The 25201-nt window shown below is 69.2% G+C and carries 21 protein-coding genes and 2 tRNA genes; 9 read left to right on the plus strand and 14 right to left on the minus strand.

The window, feature by feature from the left end; genetic code table 11:
• Positions 1–276: 276 nt before the first annotated feature.
• Positions 277–795, minus strand: a complete 519-nt coding sequence (locus VN779_RS23560; protein WP_325727001.1) for a DinB family protein — start codon at positions 793–795, stop codon at positions 277–279.
• Positions 796–959: 164 nt separating this feature from the next.
• Between VN779_RS23560 and VN779_RS23565 the strand changes: the two genes are divergently transcribed.
• On the plus strand, positions 960–1769 hold the full coding sequence (locus tag VN779_RS23565) for a hypothetical protein (RefSeq protein WP_325727003.1): 810 nt from the start codon (positions 960–962) through the stop codon (positions 1767–1769).
• A 53-nt stretch (positions 1770–1822) separates the two neighbouring features.
• Here VN779_RS23565 and VN779_RS23570 read toward each other — a convergent pair whose 3' ends face one another.
• A complete protein-coding gene (locus VN779_RS23570) occupies positions 1823–3184 on the minus strand; it encodes an FAD-binding oxidoreductase (RefSeq protein WP_325727005.1) in 1362 nt (453 codons plus the stop codon).
• 33 nt (positions 3185–3217) lie between these two features.
• Positions 3218–3850 carry a TetR/AcrR family transcriptional regulator gene (locus VN779_RS23575; RefSeq protein ID WP_325727007.1) on the minus strand — a complete coding sequence of 211 codons (633 nt, stop codon included), beginning with the start codon at positions 3848–3850 and terminating at the stop codon, positions 3218–3220.
• A 123-nt stretch (positions 3851–3973) separates the two neighbouring features.
• Between VN779_RS23575 and VN779_RS23580 the strand changes: the two genes are divergently transcribed.
• Positions 3974–5131: an acyl-CoA dehydrogenase family protein gene (locus VN779_RS23580; RefSeq protein ID WP_325727009.1), complete on the plus strand. Its 1158-nt coding sequence runs from the start codon at positions 3974–3976 to the stop codon at positions 5129–5131.
• Positions 5132–5148: 17 nt separating this feature from the next.
• On the opposite strand, the gene VN779_RS23585 is transcribed toward VN779_RS23580, so the two are convergent.
• Entirely contained in the window at positions 5149–5691 is a 543-nt protein-coding gene (locus VN779_RS23585; RefSeq protein ID WP_325727011.1) for an NUDIX hydrolase, read from the minus strand.
• Between the two features lie 101 nt (positions 5692–5792).
• Here VN779_RS23585 and VN779_RS23590 point away from each other — a divergent pair, with 101 nt between their 5' ends.
• Both VN779_RS23590 and VN779_RS23595 read left to right on the plus strand, forming a co-directional pair.
• On the plus strand, positions 5793–6236 hold the full coding sequence (locus VN779_RS23590; protein WP_325727013.1) for a GNAT family N-acetyltransferase: 444 nt from the start codon (positions 5793–5795) through the stop codon (positions 6234–6236).
• A gap of 190 nt (positions 6237–6426) precedes the next feature.
• Positions 6427–7098, plus strand: a complete 672-nt coding sequence (locus tag VN779_RS23595) for a FadR/GntR family transcriptional regulator (protein ID WP_325727015.1) — start codon at positions 6427–6429, stop codon at positions 7096–7098.
• A 73-nt stretch (positions 7099–7171) separates the two neighbouring features.
• Here the strand turns inward: VN779_RS23595 and VN779_RS23600 are convergent, their stop codons facing one another.
• The 6 genes from VN779_RS23600 to VN779_RS23625 all read right to left on the minus strand — a co-directional run bounded on the left by VN779_RS23600 (position 7172) and on the right by VN779_RS23625 (position 14719).
• The gene (locus tag VN779_RS23600; protein WP_325727017.1) at positions 7172–8161 is read right to left on the minus strand and encodes an aldo/keto reductase; all 990 of its coding nucleotides are present in this window, start codon (positions 8159–8161) and stop codon (positions 7172–7174) included.
• 2 nt (positions 8162–8163) lie between these two features.
• A complete protein-coding gene (locus VN779_RS23605; RefSeq protein WP_325727018.1) occupies positions 8164–9306 on the minus strand; it encodes an ABC transporter permease in 1143 nt (380 codons plus the stop codon).
• Positions 9303–10988, minus strand: a complete 1686-nt coding sequence (locus VN779_RS23610) for a sugar ABC transporter ATP-binding protein (protein WP_325727020.1) — start codon at positions 10986–10988, stop codon at positions 9303–9305. The genes VN779_RS23605 and VN779_RS23610 overlap by 4 nt, the downstream gene beginning before the upstream one ends.
• 74 nt (positions 10989–11062) lie before the next feature.
• Positions 11063–12229, minus strand: a complete 1167-nt coding sequence (locus VN779_RS23615) for a sugar ABC transporter substrate-binding protein (RefSeq protein ID WP_325727022.1) — start codon at positions 12227–12229, stop codon at positions 11063–11065.
• A 312-nt stretch (positions 12230–12541) separates the two neighbouring features.
• Complete coding sequence (locus VN779_RS23620; protein ID WP_349260912.1) at positions 12542–13321, minus strand: SDR family NAD(P)-dependent oxidoreductase; 780 nt, start codon at positions 13319–13321, stop codon at positions 12542–12544.
• Positions 13322–13393: 72 nt separating this feature from the next.
• Positions 13394–14719 carry an L-fuconate dehydratase gene (locus VN779_RS23625; protein ID WP_325727026.1) on the minus strand — a complete coding sequence of 442 codons (1326 nt, stop codon included), beginning with the start codon at positions 14717–14719 and terminating at the stop codon, positions 13394–13396.
• A 200-nt stretch (positions 14720–14919) separates the two neighbouring features.
• Here VN779_RS23625 and VN779_RS23630 point away from each other — a divergent pair, with 200 nt between their 5' ends.
• The gene (locus tag VN779_RS23630; RefSeq protein ID WP_325727028.1) at positions 14920–15780 is read left to right on the plus strand and encodes a fumarylacetoacetate hydrolase family protein; all 861 of its coding nucleotides are present in this window, start codon (positions 14920–14922) and stop codon (positions 15778–15780) included.
• 89 nt (positions 15781–15869) lie between these two features.
• Here the strand turns inward: VN779_RS23630 and VN779_RS23635 are convergent, their stop codons facing one another.
• Together VN779_RS23635 and VN779_RS23640 are read right to left on the minus strand one after the other, a co-directional pair.
• Positions 15870–16538 carry a class I SAM-dependent methyltransferase gene (locus VN779_RS23635; protein ID WP_325727030.1) on the minus strand — a complete coding sequence of 223 codons (669 nt, stop codon included), beginning with the start codon at positions 16536–16538 and terminating at the stop codon, positions 15870–15872.
• Between the two features lie 76 nt (positions 16539–16614).
• Positions 16615–17559, minus strand: coding sequence for a PAC2 family protein (locus VN779_RS23640; protein WP_414639744.1), 945 nt, complete (start codon positions 17557–17559; stop codon positions 16615–16617).
• Positions 17560–17984: 425 nt separating this feature from the next.
• Here VN779_RS23640 and VN779_RS23645 point away from each other — a divergent pair, with 425 nt between their 5' ends.
• Both VN779_RS23645 and VN779_RS23650 read left to right on the plus strand, forming a co-directional pair.
• Entirely contained in the window at positions 17985–20048 is a 2064-nt protein-coding gene (locus VN779_RS23645) for a multicopper oxidase family protein (RefSeq protein ID WP_325727034.1), read from the plus strand.
• A gap of 311 nt (positions 20049–20359) precedes the next feature.
• Entirely contained in the window at positions 20360–21016 is a 657-nt protein-coding gene (locus tag VN779_RS23650) for an SIMPL domain-containing protein (protein WP_325727036.1), read from the plus strand.
• A gap of 28 nt (positions 21017–21044) precedes the next feature.
• Here the strand turns inward: VN779_RS23650 and VN779_RS23655 are convergent, their stop codons facing one another.
• Together VN779_RS23655 and VN779_RS23660 are read right to left on the minus strand one after the other, a co-directional pair.
• Entirely contained in the window at positions 21045–23459 is a 2415-nt protein-coding gene (locus VN779_RS23655; RefSeq protein WP_325727037.1) for an ATP-binding cassette domain-containing protein, read from the minus strand.
• A 61-nt stretch (positions 23460–23520) separates the two neighbouring features.
• The gene (locus VN779_RS23660) at positions 23521–24648 is read right to left on the minus strand and encodes a hypothetical protein (protein ID WP_325727039.1); all 1128 of its coding nucleotides are present in this window, start codon (positions 24646–24648) and stop codon (positions 23521–23523) included.
• Between the two features lie 197 nt (positions 24649–24845).
• On the opposite strand from VN779_RS23660, the gene VN779_RS23665 reads away from it, so the two are divergent.
• A tRNA-Gly gene (locus VN779_RS23665) sits at positions 24846–24918 on the plus strand.
• A 25-nt stretch (positions 24919–24943) separates the two neighbouring features.
• A tRNA-Val gene (locus VN779_RS23670) sits at positions 24944–25018 on the plus strand.
• The last annotated feature ends 183 nt before the right edge of the window (positions 25019–25201 follow it).

Genomic DNA, 25201 nt, shown 5'->3' on the forward strand with positions numbered 1-25201 from the left:
CGGTGAAGATCTCCGGCACGGCGTCGAACATGACGATCGCGCCGGGGGCGACGCTCAGCGGCATCGGCTTCCTCGGCTCGTGGCACACCAGTGACGCCCCGCCGGCTTCCTACGCGGTGAACGGACTGGCCTGAGTCTGAATCTCCGGGGCCTGACTCCAAGTCTCCCGGACCTGGCCCGACGCTTCTGTGCCTCCGGGCGGCGCCACCGCCGCGCACCCTCGTCTGCTCCCGCCACAGCACAGGATTCAACAGGGCGGGAGCAGGCCCTACCTCTTCACTCGCCGATGGCGCCGCCGTCGATGCGTTCCCGCAGCAGGTCGGCGTGCCCGTTGTGCCGCGCGTACTCCTCGATCATGTGCAGCAGCACCCAGCGCAGCGAGAAGGTCCAGTCGCCGCGGGAGGCCTCGAAGTCGAGATCGTGCGCGGCCGTGATCTCACGGGAGCGGGCGCAGGCCTCCTGCCAGGCCTCGAAGACCTGCGTCGGGGTGTTCGCGTCGAGCCGGTTCCAGTCCCCGTCCTGGTCCTCGTCGTCGTAGTACATCGGCGCGGTCTCTTCGCCGGCGATGCCCTTGTTGAACCAGCCGCGCTCAACCTCGGTCAGATGCCGCAGCAGTCCCAGCAGCGACATGTTGGACGGCTCGGTCGAGCGCAGCTTCAACTGCTCCTCGCTCAGGCCGGAACACTTCCAGGCGAGGGTGTCGCGGTGGTAGTCGAGAAACCCGGTCAGCAGCGTGCGCTCGTCGGCCACGCCGGGCGGCTCGTGGCGGCTCTGTGCGTCCATGGTGATCGTCATGGTCGCAATCCTGGCATAACGTACCGACAACACTCTGGGGGTTTTGCTCCCGGCATGGTCCCAGGCCAGGCATACCGGCCGGACGGACTGTTACGAATCGGTAACCAGGCAACTACCGATTCGGGGCTTGAATTCGCTGAGCGCCCCGGCGAAGCTTGCTTGCCATGGCACGTACATACCTGTCGACCCTCTCACCGCGCCGCCGCTGGGGGATCGCCGGCTGCGCCGCGGGCGCCGTGCTGGTGTTGACCGCCGCCATCGGCAACCCATGGACGTGGTCGACGATGGGTGCGCTGGACCGGCGGCCGGTCGGTAACAGTGTGCCGATGCTGGCCGGGTCGCTGTCCGTTTTCCACTGGACGCTCGGCCCGCACGGCTTGAGCGCCCCGGCCGGGCAGACCACCGGGCACTGGATCGCAGGGCTCGTACTGGACCTGGGCTGGCCGCTGTTCGTGCTGATCGGCGCGCGGCTGCTGGCCGGGGGCTTGGCGCTGCGCAGGGCCCGGCTCTCGCTTCTGGTCGGCGTATGGAGTCTCACCACGTTGAGCGCCGCGGTGATCGGACTGATCGCGGGGCTCGTCGATCACGCCGTCGCGCCGGGCATGCGCGCGATGGATCTCGGTATGACCGCCAACGCACCGATCGGTGACGTACTGACGCTCCAGGCGGCCACCACGGCCGTGCTCGGTGCCGCGCTCGGCTGGCTGCCGGGCGTCACCGCGGCGATCGGCTATTCGGTGCGCCGCGCCACCGCCGCGGCGACCGAACCGGTCGCCACGACCTCGACGATTGCTTCGCCTACCAAGGCCGAAGCCACGCTGTCGGCCGACGGCAGCATCAGCCCGACCGCCGCCGCGATCGAGACGCGCACACTCGACCTCGCCGGACTCGAATCCCTGCGCCGCGCGCGACGCCGCAGTCTCGACGGCACACTCCCGGACGCGGCGACCTCGTCGTTCTTCGCCTCGGAGTAACGCCCGTTCGGCGCGCGCCTCGTCTCGACTCGTGGTCGGCCGTCCTGAGCTTGTCAGATTGCCTTGCCCGGATTGAGGATTCCCAGCGGATCGAGCGCGCGTTTGATGGCGAGATTCGCGGCGAGCGTCTCCGCGCCCAGCTCCTCGCCGAGCCAGTGCCGCTTGAGCGTGCCGACGCCGTGCTCCCCGGTCAACGTGCCGCCGAGTGCGAGCGCGGCGCGGAACACCTCGTCCGCCGCCGCCCACACGTCGGCGGGAATCTCAGAGAGTGAACGGTCGAAGACGAATACCGGGTGCAGATTTCCGTCTCCCGCGTGCGCGACCGTAGGTACGAGCACTCCGCGCTCTTGCGCGATGCGTGTTACCGCATCGAACATCTCCGGCAGCTTCGAGCGCGGTACGCACACGTCCTCGATAAGGCACGATCCCAGGCGCGCGATCGCGTTGAACGCGGTGCGGCGCACGGTGAGCAGCTGCGCGGCCTCCGCTTCGTCCGCCGAGACGGCTACGACCGACGCCCCGGCGTTTTCGCAGCACGCTGCCATGGCGGCTGCCGCCGTCTGCGCGTCGGATCCGTCCGCCTGGCCCAGCAGCATCGCGCCGGTCGCCGCGTCCAGGCCGATGTTGCGCCAGTCGTCCAGCGCGACGAGTGTCGCGCGGTCCATCAGCTCCAGCAGGCTCGGGCCGACCGCGGAGCGGATGATCGCCCACACCGCCTCCGCGGCCTGACGGATCGTCGGGAACTCGGCGGCCACGGTCACCGGCGGCTGCTTCGGTGCGGGGCGCAGCCGAAGCGTCGCCTCCGTGACGATGCCCAGCGTGCCCTCCGAGCCGATCATCAGCGCGGTCAAGTCGTAGCCGACGACGCCCTTGATGGTCCGGCGGCCGGTGCGGATGACGGTCCCGTCGGCCAGCACCGCCTCGAGCCCGAGCACCGACTCGCGTGTCACCCCGTACTTCACGCAGCGCAGCCCGCCCGCGTTGGTGGCGATGTTTCCGCCGATCGTGCAAGTCTCGAAGCTGGAGGGGTCCGGCGCGTACATCAGCCCGTGTTTGCGCGCCTCCTGGTCGAGGTCGGCGTTGATGACGCCCGGCTCGACGACGGCCAACTCGTCCTCCGCCGACAGTTCGCGGATCGCGGTCATCTTGGCGAGGGAAACGACGAGACAACCGTCGACCGCGGCTGTACCGCCGACGATGCCCGTGCCGCCACCGCGCGGGATGACCGGCACCCGGTTGCGCGCGGCCCAACGCACCGCCGCCACGACATCGTCGCGCTCGTGTGCGACCACGACGCCGCACGGCCGACCGGGCGTCACATACGAGTGCTCGTCGTTGCAATACGCGCCGATCTGGTCGGGATCGGTGATGATCCGCCCTGGCGGCAGTTGCTTCGCGAGCTCGTCGGTGATCACGGTAACGGGTCTATTCGCGCGCCCGGCAGGTTGTCAATGCTGTGCGGCGGCAGCCGCCGAGCTTGACCGCGCCAGCGGCGTGCGGCGCCGGTACCCGAGCAACGTGTACGCGAGTGTCACGTACCGCTCCGCCAACACCTCCAGCGGCACCGGACCGTCTGGCCGGTACCACTGCGCGACGGCGTTACACGCGGCGATGATCGTGCGCCGCGCGTCGTCTGGGTACGGTGTGGTGAAAATCCCGGTCGCGATCCCCGCGTTGATCGCCGAACGGAACAGGTCCGTGGCCTGACGCTCCCGCTCGCGGTACGCCGCAGCCAGGTTCTCAGGCAGCGCTCTAGCTTCGTTAATCAGAATCAGGCTCGCTACCGAACGTTCAGCGCGGTACCGCACCGTCGCGCCGACGACCGCGGCCAGTCGGCCGGCCGGATCCCGACCGGCCTGCGCCAGCGCGTCGTCGCACAAGGCGAAGTAGGCGTCCATGCCCTCGTGGAGCAACGCCGCGAGAAGTGCCTGCTTGCCCGGGTAATAGTGGTACAGCGCGGACAGGCTGACCCCGGCGCGGGCCGCGATGTCCCGGATCGAGGTGGCGTAGTAGCCGCGCCCGGCGAACTCCGCCGACGCGGCGTCGAGCAGTGCCTGGTGCCCAGCGGGGCGTCCGGCCATGGACGGGCTCCTTCCACTCACCCTGGCGGCCCGGCCGGGCCCGATGCGACGGCTCTGGACAGGCCGGGCTACTGACGAGTAGCTTAACGAGCGTTCAACTGTACTCGCGAGGAGGCATACCCCGTGCTCCGCAGCATCTACAACGAGGACCACGAGGCGTTCCGGTCGATGATCCGGGACTTCATCGAAACCGAGGTCGTGCCGTACCACGGCGAGTGGGAGAAGCAGGGGCACGTCCCGCGCGAGTTCTACGTGCGGCTGGGCGAGCTCGGCCTGCACGGGATCAACGTGCCGGAGGAGTACGGCGGCGCCGGCGAGACGAGCTACAAGTTCAACATGGTGATCGCCGAGGAGGTGGCCCGCGCCGGCGTCTCCTTCGGCGCCTACGCCATCCACACCAATCTGGTGCGCCCCTACCTGCTGGCCTTCGCCAGCGAGGAGCAGAAGCAGCGCTGGATGCCCGGGTTCGTCTCCGGCGAGATGATGGGCGCGCTGGCGATGACCGAGCCGGGCACCGGCTCCGACCTCGCGGGCATCGCCACCACCGCGAAGCTGTCCGCCGACGGCACCCACTACGTGCTCAACGGCGCCAAGACCTTCATCTCCGGCGGCGTGCTGGCCGACCGCGTGCTCGTGGTCGCGCGCACCTCCCCGTCCACGCCGGAGGACCGGCGCGGCGGCCTGTCGATCCTGTTCGTGGACACCAAGTCCGCGGGCTACTCGGTCGGCAAGAAGCTGGAGAAGATCGGCCTGAAGACCTCGGACACCGCGGAACTGGCGTTCCAGGACGTCAAGGTCCCGGTCGAGGACCTGCTCGGCGAGGAGGGCCAGGGCTTCAAGTACCTGACCCACAACCTGGTCGAGGAGCGCCTGTCCATCGTGGTGGGCGCCACGGCGACGGCCGCCGCCGCGATCCGCTTCGCGATCCAGTACGTCAAGGAGCGCAAGGCGTTCGGGCAGCCGGTGGCCGCGTTCCAGAACACCAAATTCGTGCTGGCCGACTGCGAGGCCGAGTACCAGGCGGCGCTGGCGATGACCGACAAGGCGGTCGAGCTGTTCGACGAGGGCAAGCTGACCCCGGCGGACGCGGCGGCCGCCAAGCTGTTCACCACCGAGGCGGCCGGCCGGATCATCGACAAGTGCCTCCAGCTGCACGGCGGCTACGGCTACATCAACGAGTACCCGATCGCCCGCCTGTACGCCGACACTCGCGTCTCGCGCCTCTACGGCGGTACGTCCGAGATCATGCGGACGATCGTCGCGAAGTCGCTCGGCCTGTAGGGGCCCGTAGCAGGGCTCTACCTGGCGCGTTCCTCCAGCATCAGCAGGCCGTACCCGGCGATGGTCGCCAGGTCCACGATGCGGCCGTCGCGCAGCATCGCCTCGAACTGCGCGCGCGGGAACCACTTGGCGACCAGATCGGCCTCTTCCGGATCCGGCGGCGCGGCCGCCGGATCCGGGCGCAGCTCGGTGGCGAGCCAGGCGTTGCAGGCTTGGCTCGACATCCCGTAGGCGTGGAAGAACCGGCCGAGCGGCGTGAGTTTCCCGGCGCGCAATCCGGTCTCCTGCGCCAGCTCATGCCGCGCGACCTCGGCCGGATCGCCGTCGCCGCGATCCGGCAGGGTGCCCTGCGGGAACTCCCAGAACCGGCCGCCGATCGGGTACCGGTACTGCTCCACCAGCCAGAAGCCGTCGTCCTCAAGCGGGAGGATGAGCGCCGACGGCGGCTTGTCGACGACCCCGTAGATGCCCGCAGTCCCGTCGGCGCGGATGATGTCGTCCTCGCGAACCGTCATCCACGCGTTCTCGTACACCACTCGGCTGGCGACCTGCTCGATCATGACCGTCAGCCTAGCCGCCGTCTTTCCGCCGTGCCGCCGGTCCGGCCTGATAACCAGATAACCAATGGCCCACGGGCGAATTCTCGTGGTGGGATCGGCGTATGAGCGATCTTGAGGTCCGGCCTGCGCATCTGGGCGAAGTCGACGCGGTGCTCGCGTTCTGGGCGCAGGCGGCCGAAGGCGTCAGCGTGAGCGATGACCCGGTGGGCGTGCGCGGCTTGATCGAGCGCGACCCCGACGCGCTCATCCTTGCGATCGAAGACGGCCTCGCAGTCGAGCGCGGCGGCCGGATCGTGGGTAGCGTCATCGCAGGGTTCGATGGCTGGCGGTGCCATCTCTACCGGCTCGCGGTCGCGCCTGACCGCCGCAGGCAAGGCATCGGCCGACTGCTCATCGGAGCTGCGGAACAGCGTTTCGCGGCCCTGGGCGGGCGGCGCGTGGACGCGATGGTCCTGGAACGCAACGAGACCGCTCACGGCGCCTGGGCGGCCGCCGGATACCGGCGCGAAGACCATTGGCGACGCTGGGTCAAGCCGCTGAGGTAAGTCGGGTTCGCCTGGCTGCGCAGAACGCCTGATCCGTCAGGCGGTCCTGCCTGCTCATCGCCACAATGCCGCCGCCGAATTCGCGCCGTGCCCGCTGTTCTCCGTGCGCGGCGACCGCGATACTGAGTTCTGGCGTCAAGGTCCGCCGGGGAAGTCCCGGCGGGCGCGGCAGGGTCGACGGGAGTGGTACGTGGCGGTCACCGACGAGGCGATCGAGAAGATCAAGGGCATGATCGTGACCGGGGCGCTGCGCCCGGGCGACCGGCTGCCGAAGGAGGCCGACCTGGCCGCCGATCTCGGCCTGTCGCGCAACTCGCTGCGTGAAGCGGTCAAGGCGCTCTCGCTGATCAACATCCTGGACGTGCGTCAAGGCGACGGCACGTACGTCACCAGCCTTGAGCCGCCGCTGCTACTCGAGGCGCTCAACTTCATCGTCGACTTCCACCAGGACAACACGGTGCTGGAGTTTCTCGCCGTGCGCCGCATCCTGGAGCCCGCGGCCGCCGCGATGGCCTCGACCCGGATCGCCGAGGACGAGATCGCCGCGCTGCGCGCCGCGCTGGACGACCTCGGCGAGACGCCGGACATAGACAAGCTGGTCGCCAGCGACCTGGAGTTCCACCGCAGGATCTCAGCCGCGTCCGGCAACTCGGTGCTCTGCTCGCTACTCGACACGCTCTCGGCGCCCACCGCGCGGGCGCGGGTCTGGCGGGGCCTGACTCAGGAAGGCGCGGCGGCGCGTACCCTCGCCGAGCACCGCGCGATCCTCGACGCGCTCAAGGCCCGCGACCCCGAGGCGGCGCGCTCCTGGGCGACGGTGCACATCGCCAGCGTGGAGCAGTGGCTCGGCTCGGTGCTCTAGAGCGGCACTAAGAAGCGGGCGCCGTGGGCGAGACGCGGACGCGACGCCCGACCGCGATCCGGTTCGCGACTGCCTAGCCAGCGAGCAGACCGCAGGCGGCCAGGGCGGTCCACAGCTCCTCCGGGATCGGCTGCTCGAACGCGGCGGCGTTTTCGCGTACCTCAGCCTCGTTCCGGCAGCCCACCAGCACGCTCGCCACGACCGGCTGGCGCAGCGGGAACTGCACGGCGGCGGCTTTGAGCGGCACTCCGAAACCATCACAGAGCTCTGCCATGGCCTGCGCGCGCTTGAGCGCGGCGGCGTCCGCCGGGGCGTAGTCGAAGGTCGCGCCCGGCTTCGGGTTCGCCAGCAGACCGGAGTTGTACACGCCGCCGATCACCACGGACGTGCCGCGCCGCTCGCATTCGGGCAGCAGATCCGCCAGCGCCGACTGGTCCAGCAAGCTGTAGCGTCCGGCGCACAGCACCACATCGAGATCGAAGTCGCGCACGAACCGCGTCAGCATCGCCGACTGGTTCATACCCGCGCCGATCGCCCCGACGACGCCCTCCTCGCGCAACTGCGCGAGCGTGGCGTATCCGACCTCGTATACCTCGCGCTCGTGCTCGTCCGGGTCATGCAGCAGCGCGATGTCGATCCGGTCCATGCCGAGGCGGTCCAGCGATGCTTCGAGGCAGGAGCGGATTGCGGCCGCGCTGAAGTCCCACTCCCGTGCGCGCGGCGGCGTGTCGACGAAGCCCTCCGCGTCGGTGCGCTCCCCGTCCCGCAGCGGACGCAGCAGCCGGCCCACCTTCGTCGACAGGGTGAAGCTGCCGCGGTCCCGCCTCGCCAGTGCGCGCCCGAGGCGTTCCTCCGCCAAACCGACGCCATAGTGCGGCGCGGTGTCGAAGTAGCCGATGCCGACGTCGAACGCCGCGTCGACCACGTCCGCGGCGTGCTCGTCCGGCACCGCTGCGAACAGGTTGCCCAGTGGGGCGGTGCCGAGGGAGAGCGCGGTCACCGTGACCGCGCTGCGCCCGAGTGGCCTGCGCGCCGAAACGGAGAGAGGAGGGTTGTCGCTCACGGCTAGTCGGCGCTCGCTTCACCGCCGACCACGCGGGCCAACGCCAGGGCGAACAGGATGACCGCGCCGCTGATCGCCAGCTGCCAGTAGTTGGACACCTGCGCCAGATCGATCACGTTCTGTACCAAGCCGAGCAGGATCACGCCGCTGGCCGCGCCGACCATGCTGCCGCGCCCGCCGCGCAGTGACACCCCGCCGATGACCGCCGCCGCGAACACGGTGAAAATGATGCCTTCCTGGTAGCCCTGCTGCACGGTGACCGACGATACCTTTCCGGCCTCCATCAGGCCGCCGACCGCGGCGAACACCGATCCGGCGATGTAGACGCCGATCTTGATCCGGTCCACCTTGATCCCGGCCGCGCGCGCCGCTTCCGGGTTCCCGCCGATGGCGTAGATCGACCGGCCGGTGCGGTGGTAGCGCAGGAACAACCCGGTCAGCACGAAGATCGCCCCCGCGACGAGAAGCGACACCGGGACCTGTCCCACGAACGCGCTGCCCAGATACGAGAACGCGCCCGGCAGTTCGTACGGCGACTGGCCGTGCACCACGCCGTTCTGCACGCCGGCCAAAAGCACGGTCATGCCGAGTGTGACGATGAAGCCGTTCAGTCGTGCTTTGACGATCAGCAGGCCATTGACGAGACCGACCGCCGCGCCGATCGCGAGCAGGATCAGGATGCCGAGATAAGGGCTTAGTTCGGCTCCGGAACCGAAGGCGAGCTTCGGCACGATCAGCCACGCGGCGATCATCGGCGCCAGGCCGTAGGTCGCCTCCAGCGACAGGTCCATGCCGCCGATCAACAGGATCAGGCTTTCGCCGACGACGGTCACGCCGAGCGCGGAGACCTGCTGCCCGACGCCGGATACCAGGTTGCTCACGGTGAAGAACGCAGCGCTCTGACTCGCGCCGACGATGAGGATCACCACCAGCACCGGCAGCAGCGCGGCCTGGCGGATCCAGGACACGGCGGCCGGGCTTCGCTGGCCGGTGCGCGCGGCGATGCGCGCCACCAGACCGCCCTCGACGGGCACCGCGGCCGTACCGCCTGCGTCGGGCGGCAGCGCGTCGGAGCCTCGGCCCGCACCCGCTCCCGCTGCGTTCGTGGCCCCCGTGGCGGCCGTGCGGTCCTGGATCTCGCTCACGCTCCGTCGTCCTTCCGATCAGTTGCCTCATGCGCCCGCACGGTGCCTGTCACGCGTTCTGCGGTACCCGCGCCGCTGCGTTCCGCCGCGTCTGCGTCTGCTGTGTCGGCGTCCGCTGGGTCCGCCCCCTGCGTGCGCAGACCCTCGGTCGCGGCGATCAGTGCCTCGCGGTCGAACGGCTGCGACCCCGCCGCGCGCGGGAACTCGGCGGCGACCTTGCCGCGCACCAGTACGACCACGCGGTCGCAGTGCTCGATGTCGTCAAGGTCGTCCGTGGCCAGCAGCACCCCCGCGCCCCGCTCCGCCGCCGCGCGCAAGGCGCCGAGCAGCAGCTCCTTGGAGGCCACGTCCACGCCGCGGGTCGGGGTGATCGCGACGACCAGTTTCGGGTCGCGGATCAGCGCCCGCGCCACGGTCACCTTCTGCTGATTGCCGCCGGACAGCTCGGCCACCGGCTGCTTGAGCGAGGCCGCCGCGACGCTCAGCGCCCCGGCCAGCGGCGCTGCCGCGCGCTCCAGCGCCCTCGGCGCCAGCACCCCGCGCCCGGCGCGCGCGAGCCGGTCGGTGACCGTCATCGTGACGTTCTCGGCGATCGACATCAGGCCCACGAAGCCCTCGGCGCGCCGATCCTCCGGGATGTAGCCGACACCGGCCCGCAGCGCCGCCTCGCGTCTCCCGTTCGGCAGCCGCTTTCCGGCCAGCGTCACCGCGCCGTCGTCCGCGCGATCCGCCCCGGCGACGATCCGGCCGAGCGTGACCACGCCCGAGCTGATCAGCCCGACGACGCCGACCTGCTCGCCAGCCGCGACCCGCAGCGAGACGCCGCGCAGCCCGCCGTGGGCCGACGACGCAGCCAGGTCCTTGACGTCGAGCAGGTTGTCAGAGTCCTGCTGGGCCTGCCCGCCGGACAGGTCCAGCCGGGAGAGCCGCTGTTCGATCTCCCGCACCGGCACCGGGCCGACCATCGCGGCCACCAGCCGCTCCCGGCTCAGCTGCGCGGTGGGGGAGGAGAGCACGAGCTCGCCGTCGCGCAGCACCGCCACGTCATCGCAGATCTCGAACACCTCTTCCAGGTGATGCGAGATGTAGAGCACTGCCACTCCGGACGCGGTCAGCTGCTTGACCCGTTCGAAGAGCCGGGCCACCGCGTCGTGCTCGAGGGCCGCGGTCGGCTCGTCCAGCAGCAGGCAGCGGGTCCCGGAGGCCACGGCGCGCGCGATCTCCACCAACTGCCGCTGCTCGATCGTCAGCCCGCGGCAAGGCGCGCCCGCGTCGATGTCCAGGCCCCAGTCCGCCAGCGTGCGCCGCGCGTCCGCCTTGACCGTACGCCAGGAGACCGGGCGCAGGCCCGGCCCCAGGCCGCGCTGCGGCAACCGGCCGAGAAACACGTTCTCGGCCACGGTCAGATCAGGCACCACCATCGAGTGCTGATGAACCGTCGCGATCCGCTCGCGCCAGGCGTGCACCGCGCCCGCGGGCGGGGCCGGTTCGCCGCCGAACCGCACCTCGCCCGCGTCCGGCGCGAGCAGGCCGCTGAGAATCGAGATCAGGGTCGACTTGCCGGCCCCGTTGCGTCCGACCAGGCCGAGGCAGCGGCCCGGTTCGAGCGCCAGGTCGATCCCGCGCAGCGCCCGGGTCGGCCCGAAGCTCTTGTGGATGCCCACTGCCTCGACCGCAGTCATCGCCGTGGTCCTTTCCTCTCTCGGCGCGTCGCTCGCGCCGCGTCCAGCGGGAAACCGGGGTCAGCCGCGCGCGGTCAGGAACCCGCGCACACGCCGCCGTGCGCCGCGCCGTACACGTTGCCCCACAACGTGGAATCCGTCACGGGGGTTGTCGTCAACGTGTTCGGCAGGCTGTCGACGGGCTTGGCGATGTTGATCGTCTGCTGCGCCGAGGTGACGAACGGCGCGACGATCGGGTCGGCGAGGTTGGTGTCACCGTTGTAGGTGACGTTCTGCAGCGTCGGCGCGCCGCCGCCCGGGTCGCCTTCCTTGTGCGTCACGCCCTTGGCCGCGTCGATCGCGTACTGCAGCGCGTACTGCGCGTACAGGTTCGCGGGCTGGGACTGTGCGGCGTCGAGCGTTCCGTTCTGGATGTCGCACATCTCGAACGGCACGCCGTCGTCGCTCACCAGGATCACGTGGTTGGCCGCGCCGACCTTGCCGTATCCCTTGGACTTGAGCAGCGGGATGATGCCGGTGTCAGGGCTGCTCCACTGCGCGTAGATCGCCTTGAGCTGCGAGCCGTAGGCGTTGACCGCGTTCTGCGCGTCGCTGACCGCGGTCGCCTCGGTCCAGTTCGTCGGCTCTTTCAACAGCTTGACGTTCGGGGCGTTCTGCGTGATGCAGTTCTCGAACGCGGTCGAGCGGTCGCCTCCGTTGGAGGAGGCCAGATCGCCCTCGAGGTCGAGTACGTAGCCGGACTGCACCTTGCTGGTGATGTACCCGCAGGCGTCTTGACCGTAGAGGGTGTTGGAGGCGCGCACGACCATGTACACGTGGCCGACGCCCACGATCGTGTCCACGGACACGAGCTGCACGTGGTGCGCCGTGGCGTAGTTGATCGCCGGGCCGAGGCTGGTCGCGGTCTCCGGGTTGACGATGATCGCCTGCGCGCCCTGATTCACCAGCTCCTCGATCTGCTGGTTCTGCAGCGAGGCGTCGGCTTGGGCCAGCAGCGGGCCGATCAGCTGGACCTTGTCCTGGTCCGCGTACTGCTTCTCGTAGTTGATGTAGGCGGCCCAGAACGCTGTGTTGTTGTACGTCAGCGCGACACCGATCTTGATCGGCCCGGTGCCGGATGAGCCGGTGCTGTTGTTGGTCGTGTGGGATCCGCAGCCTGCGGCGGCGAGGGTCAGCGCCGCCGCGACCGCTGCGATCCGGGATGTGTGCCGCGCTCGGCGCGACGCGGGGTGACGGTCCAACGGTTTCTCCTGGAGTCTCGGCGCTGAGAATCGAATGGAACCGGGGCCGAGCAATCGCTTGCTCGCTTACTCGGACTGCAACATAGGTCGGATGAATTAGTCAGTCAACGGTCGAGATGAAAGCGATACGAAGTTCGGCGGTGATGCTGGTGGTGCCGCTGAGGTGGTTGTTCGATGATCATTCGATGGCGCATGCGCAGGTTCCGTCCAGCCGCTGCGCCAGGCGGAGATCGGAGCACTCGCGCGTCTGGCCCGAGTGGGCACGGTCACTTGTCACCGTCACTCGGCACAGCGAAAGTCGCTGCTCAGCTCTCACCGAGTCGCGGCTCCCGGCGGGCGCACCCGCAGCCCCGCCACGCCGCCGTCCACGGCGAGCGAGGTGCCGGTCGTGGATCCGGACAGCGGACTGGCCAGATACGCGATCGCGCGCGCGACCTCCGCGGCGGAGACCAGGCGGCCGATCGGCTGGCGGGCCTCCAGCGCCGCGCGCTCCAGCGCCGGGTCCGGTGACTGGTCGAGCAGCCGGCTGACCCAGGGCGTGTCCGCGGTGCCCGGGTTCACACAGTTCACCCGCACGCCCTCGCGCACGTGGTCCGCCGCCATCGCCAGCGTCAGGGAGAACACCGCGCCCTTGGCCGCCGAATACGCCGCGCGCTGCGGCAATCCCGCGGTCGCGGCGATTGAACAGGTGTTGACGATCGCGGCATGCGACGATCGGCGCAGGTGGGGGAGCGCCGCGCGCGAGGTGCGGACGATGCCTAAGACGTTCACGTCGAAGACGCGCTGCCACTCGGCGTCGTCGTTCTCCTCGATGGTGCCGATCGCCCCGATGCCCGCGTTGTTGACCAGCACGTCGATCCCGCCGAACGCGTCCACGACCGCTGCGATCGCCGCGCGTACCGCGTCATCGTCCGTCACGTCCGCCTGCACGCAGATCCACGACAGCGAGTCGTTCTTCCGCTCGGCCTCGCCGATCGCCCGGTCCAGCACCGCGACCCGGGCACCCCGCTCGGCCAGCAGCGCGGCCGTCGCGGCACCGATCCCCGACGCGCCGCCGGTGACCACGGCGGCCAACCCGGCGAAATCGCGCAGGACCGCCCCGGTCGCGTCGCCCGCAGACACCGCGCCCTCGTCGTCGTTGCGCACGTCCTCGCTCCTCGTCATCTACTGCACCGCTTCCAGCCGCTCCTGCCACACCGGACCGTCGGGAAAGAGATACCGCGCGCGGCTGGCCGGCAATATCTCGGCGCCGAAACCCGGCCGGGTCGGTGCCTGATACCGCCCGCCCTTGATCCGCACCGGATCGCTGAAGTGCTCGTGCAGATGATCCACGTATTCGATCACCCGGTCGTCCATCCGCCCGGTCACCGCCACGAAGTCGAACATCGACAGATGCTGCACCAGCTCGCACAACCCGACGCCGCCGGCATGCGGGCACACCGGAACGCCGAATTTGGCCGCCAGCAGCAGGATCGCCACGTTCTCGTTGACCCCGCCGACGCGCGCCGCGTCGATCTGCACGATATCCACCGCGCCGGCCTGAAGCAGCTGCTTGAACACGACCCGGTTCTGCACGTGCTCGCCGGTCGCCACCTTCACCGGGGCGACCCCGCGGCGGATCGCGGCGTGCCCGAGCACGTCATCCGGGCTGGTCGGCTCCTCGATCCAGTACGGATCGAACTCGGCGAGCGCGCCCATCCAGGCGATCGCCTCGGGCACGTTCCAGCGCTGATTCGCATCGACCGCGATGCGCACGGCCGGACCGACCGCCTCGCGCGCGGCGCGGAACCGGCGCACGTCATCGGCCAGCGAGGCGCCGACCTTCAGCTTGATCTGGGTGAAACCGTCGGCCACCGCCTGCCGGGCCAGGCGGGTCACCTTCGCGTCGTCGTAGCCGAGCCAGCCGGGCGAGGTGGTGTAAGCCGGGTACCCGTCTCGCAGCAGCATCTTCTCGCGCTCGGCGCGGCCCGGTTCCGCCGCCTCCAGCAGGTCAAGCGCCTCCTCCGGGGAGAGCGCGTCGACGAGGTAGCGGAAGTCGACCAAGTCGACCAGTTGCTTCGGCGTGAGGTCACTGAGCAGCTTCCACACTGGCTTGCCGGCGCGCTTGGCGGCCAGATCCCAGGCGGCGTTGACCACGGCGCCGATCGCCATGTGCATGACGCCCTTCTCCGGGCCGAGCCAGCGCAGCTGGCTGTCGCCGACCAGCTCCGCGCTGAACCGGCCGAGATGATCGAGCACCTCGTCGAGCGGCCGGCCCACCACGAAGGGGCGCAGCGCGCCGATCGCGGCGGTCACCACGTCGTTGCCGCGGCCTATGGTGAAGCAGAAAGCGTGTCCCTCCAAGCCGTCCATGTCATCGGAGCGCAGGATGACATAAGCGGCGGAATAGTCAGGGTCCGGATTCATCGCGTCCGAGCCGTCCAGCGTCGCCGAGGTCGGAAAGCGCAGGTCGAGGCAGTCGAGCGTGGTGATGAGGGCGGCGCGGGCCATGCGGCGTAACCCCTTCGGCGATCCCCGCGCGCGGAGACCGATCGTCCAGCAGCAGTCATCCGATGTATACGCCAGCGCTTTCGGCGTTGTCCAGTGTCGAACCGGTAAGTGTTCAAGAACCGGGCTAGAGCATCCCGGTATGATGCGTTTCGCGCGTGCGAGAATGGTCGGATGTCCCACGCTGCCGTAGAGTCCGCTGCATGAAGCTACTGCGCATCGGCGAGCCCGGCGGCGAACGCCCCTACGTGGCCCTCGACGGAAACCTGGTCCTCGACGTCTCCGACCTGACCGCCGACTTCACCCCGCGCTTCCTGGCCGGCGGCGGACTCGACCGGCTGCGCGCCGCGGTCGCCGAACGCGCCGCCGACGCCGTCCCGATGCCGCAGGGCGTGCGTATCGGCGCCCCCGTCCCGCGCCCGGGAAAGATCGTCTGCATCGGCCTGAACTACGCCGACCACGCCGCCGAGACCGGGGCCGAGATCCCCAAGGAACCGGTCGTCTTCATGAAGGCCCCCGACACCATGGTCGGGCCGAACGACCAGGTGCACATCCCGCGCGGCTCGACGAAGACCGACTACGAGGTCGAGCTCGGCGTGCTGATCGGCAGCAGGGCGCACTACCTGGAATCGGCGCAGGAGGGCCTGGCCGCCGTCGCCGGCTACCTGGCCTGTAACGACGTATCAGAGCGCGAATTCCAGCTGGAGCGCGGCGGCACCTGGGACAAGGGCAAGAGCTGCGCGACCTTCAACCCGGCCGGCCCCTATCTGGTGACCGCGGACGAGGTGCCCGATCCCGGCGCGCTTGAACTGTGGCTCGATGTGAACGGCCGGCGCAGGCAGAGCTCGAATACCAAGAATCTGATCTTCGGCATCGGCGAGATCGTCCGGTACGTCAGCAGGTTCATGGTTCTCGAACCCGGCGACATGATCAACACCGGCACGCCCGGCGGCGTCGCGCTGGCCACCGGCCGCGCCGAGGACTACCTCAAGCCCGGCGACGTCGTCGAGCTCGGCATCTCCGGCCTCGGGTCGCAGCGGGTGACTTTCGTCCCAGCGCCCTGACACAGTGCGTCTGCCATAGCACTTCCGTCAGAGCGCTTCTGGCAGAGCGTTCCGGCCGACGGTCATCCGTCGGCCGCGGTGCGGTGCAGTTACTCGCAGCCGCGCTGGGCCATGGTCAGGTAGCCGATGAAGGTGAACATGATCTCGCCGGGCGGTAACGCTCGTCGTTCGGCGTCGGCGCGGCGGCGGTGCGCGCCCACACCGAAGTCGCCCGGGTCGGTGACGAATTCGAGCTCGAATCCGTCCTGCGCGAACCAGTCGCAGATCCGCGGGACGAGGTCCGGCTCGCCGCGATGCCGGGTCCACACCGTGGTGCCGCCGGGAGCGCACAGCGCCGCGCAGAAGCCGATCGTGCGGCGCACGTCCCCGTCGCTAAGGTTGCCGAAGATGCCACAGGCGAGCACCAGATCGGCCGGGGCGTACGCGAGGTAGTGGTCGGTCAGCGCCGCGTCGCCGGTAATGACGTCGATGCCGCTCAGACCGAGGTCGCGCACCCGCTGCCGGGCCGCGTCCGCGTTGCGCGCGTCCAGTTCGACCAACACGCCCGTTACGTCATCGCGGCGCGCGTGACGCTCGAGCACGCCGAGCAGATCCCGGCCCTGGCCCGCGCACATCGACAGTGCTCTGATCTGCCCCGGCGGCGCAGTGTCCAGAGCGCGCGTGATGCGGTCCTGCACCACGACCAGCCGCCGCGCCAGCCGCGAGCCGGGTTCGTCGTAACGCTCGTGCCAGGCGAGCCAATCTTGATCCGTCGTCACGGCAGGCAGCCTAGGCGCACGCTGAGGTGCCCACCACGGATTATCCGCAGTGCCGGACCGCCGGCCACGGGAGCGGTCAGTGATCCGTGTCGCGATCCTGCTCGGCCAAGAACTGCTCGAACTGCCGCGCCAGCTCCTCCGCGGTCGGGATCCGCGCCGCCTGATCGGCCAGCAGGTTCGTCTGCGCGTCCGACCCGGCCACACTGTCGTACTGCACCTCGAGCCCGTGGATCATCGAACGCAGATCGTCATCGCCTTGAGCCACCTGCGACTCGATCTCCGCGTCGACCCGCTGTGCCTCCGCGTGCAGTTCCTGCACCGGCAACACCAGTCCGGTCGCCGAGGTGACCGCCTCCAGGATCCGCACCGCCGCCGCCGGGTACGGCGAGCGCGAAATGTAGTGCGGGATCTGCGCGGCCAGCCCGAGCACCGCGTGCCCCTGCTCGCTCAGCCGGAACTCGGTCAGCGCCATCGCGGAGCCCGGCACTTGCGCGCGGTCGAACCACGCGGTGTACCCGGCCAGCAAGTCCTGGCGGTTGCCGTGCGGGATCAGCGTGGTGGGGCGGGTGTGCGGCACCGCGAACGGGATGCCGTGGAAGTTGACCGACAGCGTCACGCCCAGCTTGCCGACCATCTCGATCATGGCCTTGGAGAAACGCTCCCACTCGGTGTCCGGCTCCGGGCCGTACATGACCAGGAACGGCGTGCCGATCGCGTCGCGCGCCAGCCTCACGTCCAGCGTCGGCGCGTCGTATTCGGACCAGTGATCGGTGTCGAAGGTCATCGTCGGGCGCTGCGCGCGGTAGTCCACCAACCGGTCCGTATCGAACCTGGCCACCACCGGGTTGCCCGGCTGCCCTTCCTCACCGGCGCCCTCGAACTGGAACTTCGCGCTCAGCACGTGGTCGACGACCTGCTCGGCGGCGTGCCCGGCGTCCATGAAACCCTCGAAGTGATACAGCAGGACCAGGTCGCCGCCCTGGCCCGAACCCCCGGAGGAGACCGCCCGCGCCTCGGCCATCGCGTCCAGCCCAGCCTGGTCCAGCTCGTAGAGTGGCTCTCCCACGGTCGGTTCCGTCCCATCCGTCATCTCGTCCCGCTGTCGCCGCCCGCGCGATCGCCCGCCGAATGGCACACCGGCTAACAGTCTGCCAACATCAGGGCCCCGTTGCCCATTCCGCGGTCGCGCGCCGACCCGAAGAGGGCCACGAGCGGTAGGCGCCGCTAGGCCCTACGAGACAGGCCCTAGGTCGATGACCCCGGGGCCGGTCCGCCCTGCCGCGTGGAGTACTAAGCCTCTTGGCGCGCGCCCTCTCCGCAGGTGGACTGCCGGGGACAGCAGAGTTCGTAGTCGCTCCGAGGGCCGTGTGTAAGAAGTCGCGCCCAGAACGCTCGCGGACCTGACGCTGCCTCCAGCAGCTCTCTGGCGGACCAGGAGAACACCTGATGTCAGACACCCCCGACACCGACGGCGCTCCCGACGAAGGCTCCACGACCGAATCCACGCGCCCACCCGCGCTTCTCTCCCGGCGAGCTGTGCTCGGCGTCGGCGGGATGATCGTAGCTGGCGGCACCGCTTTCGCGCTGCCCCGCGGACATACCGCCGCGCCCGTAACCGTGCGCAACGCTGCGGTACGCCGTGCGGCGATGCCCATGGCCACACCGAACCCCGTTCCAGGCGGCAGTCTCGACCCACTTAGCATTCCCAAGTACGCCACCGAGCTTCCGCGCCTGGGCGTGATGCCCTCCACGGGTGTTGGCAGCTTCAACGGCGCGCCGATCGACACCTACTTCATCGCCAGCCGACAGTTCAGGCAGCAAATGCTGCCCTCCGGATATCCACGCACCACCGTGTGGGGCTATGGCTCGCCGTCCGCGAGCGGTACCTTCCACGCCCCAGCGCTCACCATCGAGGCCACGTACAACCGGCCGGTCCGCGTCACCTGGGCCAACCAGCTCGTCGACAGCAGCGGAAAGTACCTGCCGCACCTGTTCACCGTCGACCCCACGCTGCACTGGGCGAATCCGCCCGGCGGACTTAGCGGCCGCGACTCGCACACCGTGTTCACCTCGACGCCGCCGCCGTATTCTGGACCCGTCCCGATGGTGACCCACCTGCACGGCGCGCACGTCACCGAGGAAAGCGACGGTTACCCCGAGGCGTGGACACTGCCCGCCGCGAGCAACATCCCGGCCGGATACGCGACCGTCGGCACTTTCTACGACCGGTACCGCACCGAGGCCGCCGAGCGATTCGGAGTGACCTGGCAGCCGGGGACGTCCACCTATCAGTACCCGAACGACCAACGTGCCACTGCGCTGTGGTACCACGACCACGTGCTCGGCATGACCCGGGTCAACGTGCAGTCCGGCCTCGCGGGCTTCTACCTGCTGCGCGGCGGCCCCGCCGACCTGCCGCGCGGCGTCCTGCCCTCCGGAGCGCAGGAGGTCGCGATGGTGCTGCAAGACCGCAGCTTCAACAAGGACGGCTCGCTGTTCTTCCCCGACAGCCGCACGTTCTTCGGCGACACGACGGCGGGCGGTCCGTGGATCCCGACGACCGACACGCCGCCCTACTGGAACCCGGAGTATTTCGCGAACACCGTGCTCGTGAACGGCGCGGTATGGCCGGTATGGCATGTCGCGCGATGCCGCTACCGGCTACGGGTGCTCAACTCGTCCAACGCCCGTACGTACCTGCTGAAGCTGGTCACCAACCCACTCGCCGACCGGCCGGTGAGCGCGGCACTGCCGATCTGGCAGATCGGCTCGGACGGCGGCTTCCTGCCCGCACCCGCGCAGATAGATGAGGCGATCATCGCACCGGCCGAACGGGCTGACCTTGTCCTCGACTTCACCAATCTCCCGGCCGGCACGGTGCTCTATCTGATAAACGAGGGCCCGGATGAGCCTTACCACGGCGGCGTACCGAACACCGACTTCATGGCCAGTGACTACTTCACCACCGGCCAGGTGCTGAAGATCGTGGTCGGCAGCAGCGCGAGCGCAGAGGGAATTGCGGACGTGTCCGTCCCGCCCGCCCAGCTACACCTGCCTTCGGTCGCGCGGCTGGCTGCACCGTCCCAGACGTTCGGGGTCTCCCTCAACGAGATCGACTCGGCGTTCTACGACGGAGCGCCGATTTACGGCACGCTCGGCACGCTCAACGCGGACGGCAGCGCAAATTCCCGGTTCTGGGACGACGCCGTCGACGTCAAGCCGGTCGCGGGCAATGTCGTCGAGTTCGACCTGGTGAACTTCACCGTGGACGGGCACCCGATCCACATTCACCAGACCCAGTTCCAGGTGGTCAGCCGCACCGGTTCGGACGGCAAGGTACGGCCGCCGCAGCCGTGGGAGACCGGGACGAAGGACACCGTCCTCGCCTTCCCCGGCGAAACCACGAAGCTGCGCGCGTACTTCGACATTCCGGGCCGCTACGTCTATCACTGCCACATCATCGACCACGAAGACAATGAGATGATGCGACCGTTTGACGTGCTGTCTTAGACAGCCGACCAGGCATCAGCGTTTCATTTCGAGCACGATTAGCCTGCTGCGTTTGCCGGAGGTATGACAGGAGGTCGCTGCCCGGTAGCGTCGGAGGTGACCAGCGGTGAGGGCAGATGCTGCGACCGTCTGCACTGCCCGCCGCCGCGCGCCGTCACATGCCACGCGAGGAGCCGGCCGCGATGCAGCGAGCGCCTTACGAAGCAGCGAATCACGAATCCATACCCGGGGCAGGACCTGCATCCGCACCGCGCGAATCGGCGCCGCCTGAATCCCGGCGGCCCGTCTCCACATCGCCCGCGGTGATCAGTGTGCGCGGAGAAGCCACACTGCTCGTCGATCCGGAAGTCGCGGACCTGACGGTTGTGATCATCGCCCACGCGCGCGACCGGCGCGAGGCGTTCGAGCGGCTGGTCAAACGCAACGACGAGGTTTTGAGCCTGATGCGCTCCTACGGGGACTCGGTCGAGCGCGTCGAGTCCACCGGCGTGTCAGTCGCACCGGAGCTGCGTAAGGGTAAAGACGAGAAGATCCGCTCGTACTCGGGCGCGGTACGCATCCGAGTGACCGTCGCGGATTTGGCGATACTCGGCGAGCTGGTCGCGCGGCTCGCCGAATTCGAGGCCGCCACGATCGAAGGGCCGCATTGGCGGCTGCGGCGCTTGTCTCCGGTGTATCGCGAGGCGCGTGGTCGTGCGGTCGCCGAGGCCGTGACGCGGGCCCGCGACTACGCGGAAGCGGTCGGCAGTCGAATAACCGGATTGATCGAGCTCGCCGACACCGGCCTGACCACTTCCGCGGTCGCGTCAATTTCGCCAGCCGCCGGGGGATTTGTCTTCGGCGCACGCTCCATGGCCGCGTCCGCTCCGGAACCTCCGGTGCTTGATCTCGAACCGCAGCAGCAGAACGTCTACGCGAGCGTGGAAGCCCGCTTCCAGGCCGCCCAGCCCGATTTCCCGATCAGCTGATCTCGCCCCGTCCACCTGTCCACCCGCGTTACCGCCGCGCCGGCCGTCCGACCTTCCGCACCGCCAGCCCGGCTCCGGCCAGCGAAACGATGGCCAGCGCGCCCAGCAACGCCATGTCCTGGCTCCACGCCATGACCGTCGGTGCGTGCGCCGGATCGCAGTTCACCATTCCCATGCCGCCGTTCGGCATCGGCCCCATCGTCTCCGCGCCGTTACAGCCGTCGCCGAGTAACTGATCGAGTGCCGCGGTACTCGCCGCCGCCGAATAACCCCAGCGCGCACCGGAGACGTACGCGACCGCGTTCAGCCCCGGCGTACCGCGCACCGGAAACGCCGAGCCACTGAGCACAAACTGAGCAAACAGAATCACTGGGAGAATTGTCAGCACCTTGTCCGCGTTGCTCGCGCGCGCAGAGACCAGCAGTCCAAGGGTCATCGCGGCCAGCCCGGTGAGACTGACCACCAGGGCGATCTCTATTCGGCCGTTGTGCAGCACGACCCCACGCGCTAGGCCACCTTGACGCAATAGTGCGATATACGTCAGAACGAAGGACTCGATGACGGTGATCGCGCCGAGTACCAGGGTCTTGCTCATGACATACGCCCACACCGAAAGGCCGACCGAGCGTTCGCGCGCCAAGATCGCGCGCTCCTTCACGATCTCGCGAATCGCGTTCGACGCCCCCAGATAGCTGGCCGCCAGGATCAGCGAGAGCAGCACCGTCGTCGCGTTCTGCGCTGCGGCGAGCGTGCCCGGCTTCAGGTTCCCGGTGCCGAAGGAGCCGAGCATCAGCAGTCCGAGGATCGGCGCCTGCGCCATCAGCAACAGCGTATTGCGGCGATCCGCCGAGATGAGCGCCGTGTACCGGCGGATCAGGGTGACCAGTTGACGCAGCGCATGCGGGCTACGCCCAGGGGCGTGCGGCTGGGCGGTGGCCAGCTTCAACCGTCCGCGCTGCGCCTCCAGCGGCTCGGTGACGTAGCGCCGCTCAATCGCGGTCCCGGCGAACGCCTCGCGCACCGTGCTGGGCGCCGCACGGTCGAGATGCTGGAACACCTCCGGATAGCCGGGCTGCGCGAAGAACGGGAGCGCATCCGACGGCGGACCGAAATAGGCGGTCTGTCCGCCAGGCGCAAGGAATAACAGACGGTCACACAAATCAAGGCTTTGTATCGAATGGGTGACCGTGAGTACCGTGCGCCCGCCGTCGGCCAGTTCCCGCAGCAGCTCCATGACGCTTTTCTCGTAGCCCGGATCGAGGCCGGAGGTCGGCTCGTCGAGGATCAGCAGCGACGGCCGAGTCAGCAGCTCAATCGCCACCGAGGTCCGCTTGCGCTGCCCGCCGGACAGTTTCTCCACCCGCATCCCGGCGCGGTGCTCAAGCCCCAGCTCGCGCATCACCGCGTCAACGCGTGCAGACCGCTCGCTGCGCGGCACGTCCGGAGGAAAGCGTAGCCGCGCGGCATAGTCGAGCGCTGCACGCACGCTCAGCTGCGGATGCAGGATGTCGTCCTGCGGCACGTACCCAATCCGATTACGCAGCTCCGCGAATGCCCCATACACATCGCGGCCGTTGTAAAGCACCGAGCCGCGATCCGCCGGACGCTCACCCGTCAGCGCCTTCAACAACGTGGACTTCCCCGCCCCCGTCGGTCCGAGCACCGCCAGCAGCTGCCCGCCTTCCAGCGCGAAACTAACCCCGCTCAGCAGCTTGCGACGCCCCGCGTGCACGCTCAGATCAAGCGCGGCAAACGCGGAAACGCCCGTATCGACGTACTCTTCCAGCGTCCCGTGCCGCAACCGCAGCAACGTGTGCCCGATCGCGACGAGCGAACCCTCGCTGACCCGCGCACGCCCGGAGACCAAGCGGCCATCGACGAACGTGCCGTTGTGACTGTCGAGATCGACGATCTCCAACCCGCCGTCCTGCGCGGTACGCAGCTCCGCATGGTGCCGCGAGGTGAGCAGGTCATCGACCACGATGTCGTTGTCGAGCGCGCGCCCGATGCGTATCCGCGATCCCGACGTGCGGTACGTACCCGTGAAAACGCCCGGTGCGCTCTCACCGGGCGCATACATCGGCGGGTCGGGCGTATGCGGATCCGGCGCGCCATAGGGCACAGGCGGCACCAGCCGTAGGCGCGCCGCACCGTTAGACGCGCCGAGGGTCAAGGTCATCGGCCGATCCACGGACATCCGTGCGACGCGTGAACCGTCCAGATACGTACCGTTACTCGACTGGTCCTCGAACACCCAACCGCCACCGACGTCCACCCGCAGCACCGCGTGCTGCCGGGAGGCGGCGGTGTCGAGAACGACCACGTCGGCGGCCGCGTCACGGCCGATGGTGATCGGCCGCGACCCGTCGAAGTACCGCTCCGAGCCGGCGGGCAGGACCTGGAGTGTCAGCATTCTGGCGGCGAAGGTGTGGGTGCCGTCCATGCCGCGCATCATCCCAGAGGGCCATCGAGCGCGCTACAAGATCGGCGAAACCGTCAGAACATCAATGCGCGTGCCCGAACACCCGCCGCCGGATCAGGAAGCTGTGGACCGTACCGCCAAGCCACGACGCTCCAAGGCACGCCAGCAGTAGCTCACCGGCCGCAGCGTGCGTTCCCGTCCGCACGGGCGAAGCAGCCGACACGGCGAAGGCGGCGCCGACAGCGATCGTGTAGCACGCGGTTGCGATGGACAACACCCGCGACCGCAACCGGTACGCGGCGTACGCCATGCCAATCGGCGTAAGGAGCCCGATGCTCACGAACGGCAGCAGCGCCCACGCGACGGACGCAGCCGCCCGCGAGGTTCGCCCTCGCCCGGACCCGATCGCGTTCCCTGCCGCCTCTGCATCCTCGAGATCTCCCGCCCCTTCCCCTACCGTTCCCGCCGCCTCTTCCTCGCACCCGCAGCTCTCCGCCGCCACTTCCGTCAGCACTGATCGCTCGGTATCGGCAGGTGCCTGATCACCCGGCTTCGCCTCGTCCTCCCCGTCGCGCAGCGCAGGAAAGTGAAGGACCGCCTCAAGCGCCGAGTCGGTGAACACGTCCGAGGGCCGCACGTCAGTCGGCTCGGGCGCGAGCTCAGCGCGCGGACGGATCAGCGAAACCACGCGCCGGTGCGGATCGTCCTCGACCGCCGGCTCTTCCACGCCCGACTGCGACAAGCCGTCCCACTGTGCGGCAGCCTCAACGTCATCCCCGGCCGCGGCCACGACCGCCGCTTCCCCTCCACCCGCGACATGGCCGACGTCCTCAGCCTCCATCTCAGCCTGAGCGCTTTCCACCCCCGCCCCCATCTCAGCCTCAGCTTCATCGCCATCCCCGTCCCCCGCGAGCAGCTCATCGCCATCCGCCAAGCCCAGCACCGGAACGCCGGCCGTCCGTGCCCGCACGACCCGCGCGTCCTGCTCGCCGACGCCGTCCTCAACCACGACGTGCGTAACCCGCACGGAGAAGCGCTGCGCGAGTTCGGCCCCCGCCTGCGTGGCCCGCTCTCGGAAGGCGACCGCGTCGTCGCCGGTACCGAGAACCAGCAGCCGCAAAGCGCGGTCGGAACGCTGCGTTGGAATCGCGGCGGGCCGCTTCGAAGAGGAGATCGCGTCCGCCCGGTCCGAAGGAGTCACTGTCGTCACGTCCGGGGAGCCTAGGACGCCCGTGATCAGCCAGCGAGCACCCCCGCCCCACCGCGCCGCAGCCCTCACCCGTTCGGCCCCATGCCCTGCGACCCGCCGTCCGCCGGGCATTGAATGTGCGAAGCGCCCCCGCGATCAGGTACAGTTCTACCCGTCGCCGGGCCCCGGAAGCCAAGTGGTAACCAACCCGGCAACATGCGGACGTGGCTCAGTTGGTAGAGCATCACCTTGCCAAGGTGAGGGTCGCGGGTTCGAATCCCGTCGTCCGCTCGCAACCGGTCTCGCCGGTTCCCGAGGACGATTAGCTCAGCGGGAGAGCGCTTCCCTGACACGGAAGAGGTCACTGGTTCAATCCCAGTATCGTCCACCACGTAGTTCTGTTTCACACCACCGACCGTCTGCATGTGACGGTCGGTGGTTTTGTATGTGCGTTCCGTGATGGCGTCTCGGCCTTGATCCGTGCTGAACGTCAGGGCCCACTCGGCCGGTGATGCCACGTGGACAACCTGCCCAGGATCGAGCAGTGGCCGGAACGGCTCGGTGAGCTCGATGC

The organism is Actinocrinis sp. (assembly GCF_035605935.1).
GTDB lineage: Bacteria > Actinomycetota > Actinomycetes > Streptomycetales > Catenulisporaceae > Actinocrinis.